A 9186-nucleotide genomic window follows, 5' to 3' on the forward strand; every position below is an offset into this window, starting at 1 on the left:
AACAGCGTAGCGTGCGCCGATGTTCCCGGCACGTGTTGTGTCGCGCTAACCCCGGCGGTCAGGTCGCCGTGAGGATATTGTCGCCGAACGAGCGTGCGTCGACCTCGGACCAGTCGAGTTCCTCCTGCAAGCGGCGATAGACGTCCTCGGCGATCTCGCCACTGTCGTGCATCCGGTGCAGGACGACGCGCTGGCAGGCGATCATCTCGAGGTGGAGTTCGTCGAATTCGGAGGTCGCCTGCGGATCGTCGGCCTCGGCGGTGACCTTGCCCGCCGCGCCATAGCGGAAGCGCAGCGCATCCGCCGCTTCGCCGGCACGCGCGGGCAGCACGGCGAGGCCGGCTTCGATCAGGCGTTTGCGCGCGGGAGCGATCTCGTCCGCGAGCCCGGAATCCGCGCCGAGGTTCAGACGGCGGATCAGCGGGCCGAGGGTCAGCCCTTGCAGCACCAACGTACCGATCACCACGCCGAACGCGGCGAGCACGATCAGGTCGCGGCCCGGCACCGAACTCGGGAGCGCGAACGCGGTGGCGAGCGTCAGCAACCCGCGCATGCCGGACCAGGACAGGATCAAGGACGCATTCCACGGCGGCGGCTTGGGGAGCCAGGACGGCGCGTAGCGGCTGGCGATCGCGCCCTCGACGAAGCGCACGAAGAACACCCACGCGACACGCGTCACCAGCACGGTCGCCAGCACCGCGGTCGCGAACCCGATCGCCGGCCAACGCTCGGCCGCGGGCAGACGCTCCAGCACGTCGCGCGATTGCAGCCCCATGAGCGCGAAGGCGATGATGTTGAGGACGAGGACCGCCGCCGACCATACCGCCGCACTCTGAAGCCGGTCGCGCGCCGGCTGGCCGATCGGACGACGCTGCGACACGATCATGCCGAAGGTCACGACCCCGAGCACGGGCGAAATGTGCAGCCGCTCGGCCAGCAGCCAGATCCCGAAGGTCACCGCGAAATCGGCGAGGCTCGCACCCAGCGTGCCCGCGAACAGCGGTGCGACGCGGAGATAGATCCATGCCGCCACCGCGCCGAAGACGATCCCGCCGGGCACCGCGGCGGCGAGCGCGAGCGGCGTCACCGGCGTGTCCGAATGCGTCGCGAACGCCACTGCGAGCCCGAACAGCAGCAACGCGGTGGCGTCGTTGAGCAGGCTTTCGCCCTGAAGCAGCAACAGGCCGCGGCGGGGAATGCCGACCTCCCCCAATACGGCCTCGGAGGCGGCGGCATCGGGCGGCGCGACGATCGCTCCCAGCGCGAAGGCGGCGGCGAGCGGCAGGCCGCCCAGCGTCATCCCGACCAGCGCGACCATCGCCGCGGTCACGAGCACCGCGAACACGGCCAGCGACAGGAGCGGGAACCAGTAGCGCCGCAACGCCCGCGGACTGGTGTGATAGGCGGCGTGGAGCAGCGCCGGCGCGATGAACAACGCCAGCGCCAGATGCGGCTCGACTGCGATCTTGGGCGCGAACGGCAGGACTGCGAAGCCCAGCCCCGCTGCGACGAGCAAGGTGGGATACGGGACGTTCAGCTTGCGCGCGAGGACCAGCAGGACCAGCGCGGCGAGCAGGATCGCATCGAGGCTTTCGAACAATTGCACGCGGGCGCAACGGGCGGCGGCGGCGGATGGGCCCGACGCTCGATCGGGGCGGGTCGGACGGCCAAAAAAAACCACCCCGTGCGTGACGCACGGAGTGGCCTAGGTTCAGGGAGGAGGTACGCTAGAAGCGTACCGTACGGCGCCGCGAAAGGGGGGGACACGATGCCGTACAGGATCTAAATGGGTGAGCCCCGTTTTGGTTCAACCCTTGTTGCGACGCACCGCAAATAATTTTTCGCGAGGGTGACGTCGGCTGTTCAGCGACGCCGGAAAACCGGGGCCATCCGCGCCAGAACCGGATCGCGGAGCAGCAGGTGATGACGCAGCGCGGCACCGATATGCAGGACGACGAGCGCGAGCATCATCCAGCCCAGCACGCCGTGCGCCTCATGCCCCAACCGCCCGGTCGCGGCCGACACCGGCAGGTAAGGAATGTCGAACAGGCCGAACCAGTTCAGCGGCGAACGCTTTGCAGAACCCGACACCATCATCCACCCGGTCAGCGGCAAGGCGATCATGAATATGTAGAGCAGCGCATGCGCGGCATGCGCGAGCGCCTTTTCCCACATCGGGGTATGGACCGGCAGCGGCGGCGGGCGATGTGCCAGCCGCCATGCGATCCGTCCCGCGGTCAGCACCAGCACCGTGATGCCGAGCGCCTTGTGCGCCCCCATCAGGCTGCGCAGCGCCGGCACCGGATCATGCAGCAGGCCGACCGCAATGTTGAAGATCACCAGCAGCGCGATCGTCCAGTGGAACCAGATCGCCACCCTCGAATAGCGGTCCGGCACGGGTCCGTTCGGACGATCCTGCGCTGCCATGTGTCTTCCTTCGATAGAGGGCTAGCCCGTCGCGATCAGACGTTGAACGGGGTCGGTGCGGCCATCTGCGGCTGCGGCGTCTGGCCAAGCTGCGCCTGGCGCGCGAAGATGTCACGCATCAACGACAACGAGAAGAGGTGCGCGTAGAGCAGCGGGAGCATGCCCGACTTGCTCATCTTGCGCAGCGCGTCGCCGCGCAGGTCGATCAGCTTCTCCTCGTTGATCATCTGGAAACCGCGATAGACGAACGGCTGCTCGGCACCGTCGGGCTGGATCGTGACTTCGCCGTCCATCAGCAGGTCGAGCTCGCGCAGTTCGTTCATGAAGTTCTGCGTGCGCGCGCCGGCCTGTTCGAACGACTCGTTGAAGCCGAGGATGTTCTTGGTCAGCTCGGTCGGCTGGCCGTTCTCGAACAGCGCATCGCCATCCTCGAACTCGCCGAGCGTCGGCGACGTCGGATCGAAGCAGAGCGACAGCTCCTGTGCGTCCGGGTGCAGGCGCGCGAGCATGTACGGGTAGCGACGGACATAGGCGGGGACGTAGAACGTGCTCTCGGTCAGCTTGCCGTCGTCGCCGACGAACACGTTGACGCCCTCGTTCAGGCCCATCAGCGCGAGCGGGATGGCATCGTCGCCGGTCGAGAAGACGATCGGCATGTGGCGCTGGACCAGCGGGAACTCGTCGACGGTGATCGGGATGGCGTGCTGGCCGACCAGGAACGGCGCGCTGTCCTGCGGGCGGACCTTGTAATTGGCGTGCGTGTCGCTCGAGAGCGGCTCGAGGCCGTTGTAGAAAAGCGGAAGCTGGGCGGCGCTGGCCATGTTACTCTCCGGATCGGTCAGATTTGAGCCGGCGGCTGGTGCCACCGATTGGGGCGAGGCTGTATGGTGCGGGGCCGGCTGGTGCAAGTGTGACGCGCTTTTCGGGGGCGGGAGGCGACCGTTCAAGCTTCGATCCTCCCCCGCCAGGGGGAGGTGGCTGGCACTTGCCAGACGGAGGGGGAGGAAGGGGAAACCTCTGTTCCGTGTCCTCCCCCTCCGTCACCTTCGGCGACACCTCCCCCTAGCGGGGGAGGATCATCCGTTATCGTTAGACGAGCTTGCCGGGGTTGAGGATACCAAGCGGGTCGAGTGCGGCCTTGATCGCCCGGAGCGCGGTCATCCGCGCGGGCGACGACAGCCGCTCCAACTCGTCGCGCTTCATCTGGCCGATGCCGTGCTCGGCCGAGATCGAGCCGCCCGCCGCCGTCACCAGATCGCCGACGAAGCGGGTGACGACCGGCGCGTCCTCGGCATACCAGTGCGCGGGGTCGGTGCCGGGGGCGGCGCGGACGTGGAAATGGACGTTGCCGTCGCCGAGATGGCCGAAGCCGCTGGCATGCGTGCCGGGGAAGCGCGCGTCGCACGCCGCCGCCGCCTCGATCATGAAACGCGGCATCGTCTCGACGGGAATCGAAATGTCGTGCTGCGTCGCGGGGCCGAGCGCGCGTTCGGCGGCGGAGAGCGAGTCGCGGAGGAGCCAGAACGCCTCCGACTGGGCTTCGCTGGTGGCGATCGTCGCGTCTTCGATGGCGCCGTCCTCCAGCGCTTGGGCGAGCAGGCGTTCGAGGAGTGCGCTGGGGGATTCGCCTTCGGTAGTCGCCGACGTGGCCTCGATCAGGAGGTGCCAGGGGTGACGGCCAGCGAGCGGGGCGCGGGCGTTCGGGAGATGCGCCACCGCCGCGTCGAGCGACTCGGCGGGGAGGATCTCGAAGCTTTCGATCGCATCGGTCTTCGCCTGCATCGTGCGCAGGAGCTTGAGGGCAGCCTGGGGAGACGCGATGCCGACCCACGCGGTGCCGCGCGCCGCGATCGCGGGGGCGAGGCGGAGCGTGGCGGCGGTTATGACGGCCAGCGTGCCCTCCGCGCCGATGAACAACTGGTCGAGGTCGTAGCCGCGATTGTCCTTCTTCAGTGCGGACAGACCGTCGTGGATGCTGCCGTCGGCGAGCACCGCCTCGACGCCCGCGACGAGGCCGCGCATCGTGCCGAACTTCAGGACCTGCGTGCCGCCGGCGTTGGTCGAGACGAGCCCGCCGATCGTGGCGGTGCCGCGCGCGCCGAGCGTCAGCGGGAAGCGCCACCCCTGCCCTTGCGCGGCGGAGTCGAGGTCGGCGAGGATCACGCCGGCCTCGGCGATGGCGAGCCCGGCTTGCGCATCGACGCTGCGGATGCGGTTGAGGCGGCGCAGCGACAGGATCAGCGCGCTGCCGTCCGACGGCGCGGTCGCGCCGCCGACCATCGAGGTGTTGCCGCCCTGCGCGACCAGCGGCACGCGGTGCTCGGCGGCGGCCTTGACGATCAGCGCGACCTCTGCGGTCGAGGTCGGCGACAGCATCGCGGGCGCGGCGCCGTGGAAACGGCCGCGCCAGTCGTGCAGCCAGGGATCGATGTCGGCGGGGTCGGTGACGATCGCCTTGGCGTCGAGATGCGGTGCGAGCGCGGCCAGCATCGCGGCTTGCGAGGGTGTCAGGGCTGCTGTTTGAATTTCGGGCACGCGAGACGCGCTAGACAAAATTCATCGCGCGTTCAACGATTGGCCCTAACGGCTACGTCAACATGATCCATCCCGCGATTCCCGCCACCCTGCTCGCGCTCGCGGGCCCCTTCGCTGCGGACCCCTTTTCTGCGGGCAGGCGCGATGCTCCACGACCGGGGTTCGGGCTGGACGGCGTGCAGATCGCGCAGGTCTCGATCCACGAACGGATCATCATCCGCGTGCCCCGGATGAGCCGGGCCCCTGCGCGTACCTTCTCGCCGCCGCGGGAGTGGAAGGAGCATAAGGGCCCCAAATGCATCGCGGTCGCCGCAATCGCCGGCGCGATGCTGAACAAGGAGGGCGCGGTCGACCTGGTGATGGACGACACGACCCGGTTGCGCGCGCGGCTCGACGGCGACTGCAGGCCGCTCGATTATTATTCGGGGTTTTATCTGCGGCCGGGGCCCGACGGTTTGATCTGCAAGGATCGCGACGCGATCCGCATGCGCTCTGGCGCGCGGTGCGAGATCGATGGGTTCAAGAGCTTGCGGTTGAAGAAGAAGTAGGTCGGTCGCTTAGGAACGCGTACACTGCCTGTTCGAACATCCTGTTTCGGTTCGACGAGCACCCGCACCCTACAACCACCTCCCCGGCGAAGGCCGGGGTCCAGTTGGGTGACGTTGCCAACTCTGAGCTACCGTTCGTTACTGCGACCTTTCCAACTGGACCCCGGCCTTCGCCGGGGAGGTGCGTCTGGTGAATTCACGCATACGCACCTCGTTCAAGCTCCGCGAATGCAGCCGGTAATTGACCTTTACCCGCCCACCGGCCCCTCCCCACCCTCCATTCACCGCGTTTCCTTGACATTTGTCGCAAAATCGGCGAGCGCCGGGACGCTTGAGGGCAGTGCATTTCACCCTCTATTTACCGGACATTTGCATGAGTTTTGCCGATCTCGGCCTCTCCGACGAACTGCTGAAGGCAGTCACCGACTCCGGCTATACCGAGCCGACCCCGATCCAGGCCGGCGCGATCCCGTCGGTGCTGATGATGCGCGACATCATCGGTATCGCCCAGACGGGCACCGGCAAGACCGCGTCGTTCGTGCTGCCGATGATCGACATCCTCGCGCATGGCCGCAGCCGCGCGCGGATGCCGCGTTCCTTGATTCTCGAACCGACGCGCGAACTCGCCGCGCAGGTGGCGGAGAATTTCGAGAAATACGGCGTCAACTCGAACCTCTCGATGGCGCTGCTGATCGGTGGCGTGTCGATGGGCGACCAGCTCGCCGCGCTGGAGAAGGGCGTCGACGTGCTGATCGCGACGCCGGGCCGGCTGATGGACCTGTTCGGGCGCGGCAAGATCATGCTCAACGGCTGTTCGCTGCTGGTGATCGACGAGGCGGACCGGATGCTCGACATGGGCTTCATCCCCGACATCGAGGAAATCTGCACCAAGCTGCCGAAACAGCGCCAGACGCTGCTCTTCTCGGCGACGATGCCGCCGCCGATCAAGAAGCTGGCGGACAAGTTCCTGACCAATCCCAAGACGATCGAGGTGTCGCGCCCGGCGTCGACCAACCTCAACATCAAGCAGTATCTGGTGCCGGTGCCGAGCCAGACCGCCAAGCGCGACACGCTGCGCCGCATACTTGCGCAGGAAGAGGTGACGAACGCGATCATCTTCTGCAACCGCAAGACGACGGTGCGCGACCTCAACAAGGTGCTGAAGCAGGCGGGCTACAAGTCGGGCGAGATCCACGGCGACATGGAACAGCCGCAGCGGCTGGCCGAACTCGAGCTGTTCAAGTCGGGCGCGGTGACGATCCTCGTGGCGTCGGACGTCGCGGCGCGCGGGCTCGACATCAAGGGCGTCTCCACCGTGTTCAACTATGACGCGCCGTGGCATCCCGACGACTATGTCCACCGGATCGGGCGGACGGGGCGCGCAGGGGCTACAGGCACGGCGTACACGTTTGTTGCGCCGGACGATGCCGAGAATATCGTCAATATCGAGAAGCTTACCGGGCAGACGATCGAGCGGCTGAAGGGTGCCGAGCCCAAGGCTGCCGCGGCACCTGCTGCGACCGAAGACGAGGGCACGGCGCGGCGCGCACGGCCGCGTCGCGGGGCGCGGTCCGAGACGTTTACGCCGGTGCCGGTTGCAGCTCCGGTTGCCGAGGAGTCGGATCGGCCACGGACGCGGCGGGCGCCGCGGGCGGATACGGTAGCCCCGGCGATCGTCGCCGAAGTGCTGGCTGCGGCGGAGCCGGTTGCGGCGGCCAAGCGTCCACGCTGGGAGCGTACGCCGATCGACGAGCCCGTGCCCGCCGTGGTGCCTGCGGCAAAGCTGCGCGTCGATTCGCCGGCCGCGGTCGAGTCGGCGTATGTGGAACCGGTTCGTGCCGCGCCCGTGCGGTCGGAGCCGGTCCGGTCGCAGCCTGCCCGTCCAGAGCCCGTCCGTTCGGAACCTGCCCGTTCGGAAGCGGCGAAGGTCGAGCCGCCACGGACCGAGCGCATCCCTGCGGACCCGAGCCGCGGTCGTCGCGAGCCGGTGGCCGATGCGCCGGCGGATGGCTGGAACGGACCGTTCCCGAGCTTCCTGAATGCCGTGATCGGAGGATATGAATGATGTCGATGCGCCGTATCGCTGCCCTCGCCCTGCTCGCCACCGCGGTCGCGGCCCCTGCCGCGCCCCGTGCGAAGGTGGTGGCGCCGCGTGTGAATACGGCGAGCTTCGACAAGCTGCCGCAGCCCTTGCCGCTGCCGTATGACGAGGCGGCGAACGCCAATGCGCAGGTCGCCGCCGCGCGGGCACGCGCGCTGAAGACGCACAAGCGGCTGCTGATCGATCTCGGCGGCAACTGGTGCCTCGATTGCCGTCTGCTGGCGGGGACGATCGACCTGCCGGAGATGAAGCGCTTCGTGGACAGCAAGTTCGTGGTCGTCACGGTGGATATCGGCCGCTTCGACAAGAACGGGCAGATCGCGGCGGGTTACGGCATCAAGGGGCGGCTCAAGGGCGTGCCGGCAGTGCTCGTGGTCGATCCGCGGACGAACAAGCTGCTGAACGCCGGGCATGAGACCGAGCTGGCGGATGCCCGGTCGATGGGGCCGCAGGCGTTGGCGAACTGGCTGGCGAAGTGGGCGGCTTGATCGTTTCTGATTGAGGATCGAGCCGGGATACCGGCGATCGGTATCCCTCGCGAGTGTTCGCTGGCAGAGGTCGGGTACAGTCGGGCGACGGGGTGTATAAGGCCCGTCGCCCCAGCGGAAGCTGGGGTCTCAAGCGGCAGGGTCACGGTCCATTGCCGGGATACCCCAGCGTTCGCTGGGGTGACGGGTGAGGGGGACGGGGTGAATTTGGTTGCCGTGGCGGATACGGTTGCCGTCCGCCAATGCTTCGCTCCAGCGGAAGCCGCGGCCAAGTTGGCAAACTGATAGCGCTAGAAGTTTGACCTATCGGTTCTCCCGCGAACGCGGGAGTCCAGGGTCCAGCAGCGATATCGTTTGGAACCCTGGGCCCCCGCTTTCGCGGGGGAACGGTTAAGCTTTCACGACCGGGATCAACGCATCGTCCAACGCCCCCGCCTGAATATAGGCCGGACGTTCCTTCAGCCTTTCCGCATAATTGGCAAACGCGTCACGCTTCGGTAGCCAGTCGAATTGCTGTCCCCAGATAACCTGCGAGCCGACATAGACATCCGCGGCGGTGAAACAGTCTCCGGCGATATAGTCATGCGCGCCGACGGCCTGTTCGAGCACGGCGACCATCGTCTCGAAATTGCCATAGCCGACCATCCGCTCCTGCGAGTCCGTCGGCACGACGCCGAGCGCGCGGTTCGCGGTGGCCGCTTCGACAGGGCCGGCGGCGTAGAACAGCCAGCGGTAATAGGCGGCGCGTTCGTTGGCGTGCGGTGCGAGATCGGCGTCGGGGAACGCCTCGGCCAGATACGCGCAAATCGCGGCGCATTCGGTGACGGTCTGGCCGTTGTGGACGATCGTCGGGACCTTGCCCATCGGGTTGATCGACAGGAACGGCTCGGCCTTCATCGTCGACGCGTAGTCGAGGACGACGGTTTCGTACTCGGCGCCGACCTCTTCGAGCATCCACCGCGCGATCCGGCCGCGGGACATCGGGTTGGTGTAGAGCGTTAGCGTCATGCGACTCTCCTTGAGAACGGATCGTGAACGATGGTCTCATGGAGTGAGGGTGCGGTCAAGCGGCTGGCTGGCGAAGTAA

Annotated in this window: 8 protein-coding genes; 3 read left to right on the forward strand and 5 right to left on the reverse strand. The window is 67.4% G+C overall.

What is annotated here, in order from left to right; translation table 11 throughout:
• Nucleotides 1-58 precede the first annotated feature (58 nt).
• The 4 genes from NLI89_RS19040 to NLI89_RS19055 all read right to left on the reverse strand — a co-directional run bounded on the left by NLI89_RS19040 (nucleotide 59) and on the right by NLI89_RS19055 (nucleotide 4917).
• The gene (locus NLI89_RS19040; RefSeq protein WP_254688414.1) at nucleotides 59-1606 is read right to left on the reverse strand and encodes a cation:proton antiporter; all 1548 of its coding nucleotides are present in this window, start codon (nucleotides 1604-1606) and stop codon (nucleotides 59-61) included.
• Between the two features lie 257 nt (nucleotides 1607-1863).
• A complete protein-coding gene (locus NLI89_RS19045) occupies nucleotides 1864-2427 on the reverse strand; it encodes a cytochrome b (RefSeq protein ID WP_254688415.1) in 564 nt (187 codons plus the stop codon).
• A 35-nt stretch (nucleotides 2428-2462) separates the two neighbouring features.
• Nucleotides 2463-3248, reverse strand: a complete 786-nt coding sequence (locus tag NLI89_RS19050) for a SapC family protein (protein ID WP_254688416.1) — start codon at nucleotides 3246-3248, stop codon at nucleotides 2463-2465.
• A gap of 268 nt (nucleotides 3249-3516) precedes the next feature.
• Nucleotides 3517-4917, reverse strand: a complete 1401-nt coding sequence (locus NLI89_RS19055; RefSeq protein WP_254688420.1) for an FAD-binding oxidoreductase — start codon at nucleotides 4915-4917, stop codon at nucleotides 3517-3519.
• Between the two features lie 107 nt (nucleotides 4918-5024).
• On the opposite strand from NLI89_RS19055, the gene NLI89_RS19060 reads away from it, so the two are divergent.
• From NLI89_RS19060 to NLI89_RS19070, 3 genes are all read left to right on the forward strand, one after another.
• A complete protein-coding gene (locus NLI89_RS19060) occupies nucleotides 5025-5510 on the forward strand; it encodes a hypothetical protein (RefSeq protein ID WP_254688417.1) in 486 nt (161 codons plus the stop codon).
• 373 nt (nucleotides 5511-5883) lie between these two features.
• Complete coding sequence (locus NLI89_RS19065) at nucleotides 5884-7575, forward strand: DEAD/DEAH box helicase (RefSeq protein WP_254688418.1); 1692 nt, start codon at nucleotides 5884-5886, stop codon at nucleotides 7573-7575.
• A 5-nt stretch (nucleotides 7576-7580) separates the two neighbouring features.
• Nucleotides 7581-8099, forward strand: a complete 519-nt coding sequence (locus NLI89_RS19070; protein ID WP_254688421.1) for a thioredoxin family protein — start codon at nucleotides 7581-7583, stop codon at nucleotides 8097-8099.
• A 390-nt stretch (nucleotides 8100-8489) separates the two neighbouring features.
• Here the strand turns inward: NLI89_RS19070 and NLI89_RS19075 are convergent, their stop codons facing one another.
• On the reverse strand, nucleotides 8490-9107 hold the full coding sequence (locus NLI89_RS19075) for a glutathione S-transferase family protein (RefSeq protein WP_254688419.1): 618 nt from the start codon (nucleotides 9105-9107) through the stop codon (nucleotides 8490-8492).
• Nucleotides 9108-9186: the final 79 nt, after the last annotated feature.

It is taken from the genome of Sphingomonas faeni (assembly GCF_024273235.1).
Lineage (GTDB): Bacteria > Pseudomonadota > Alphaproteobacteria > Sphingomonadales > Sphingomonadaceae > Sphingomonas > Sphingomonas faeni_A.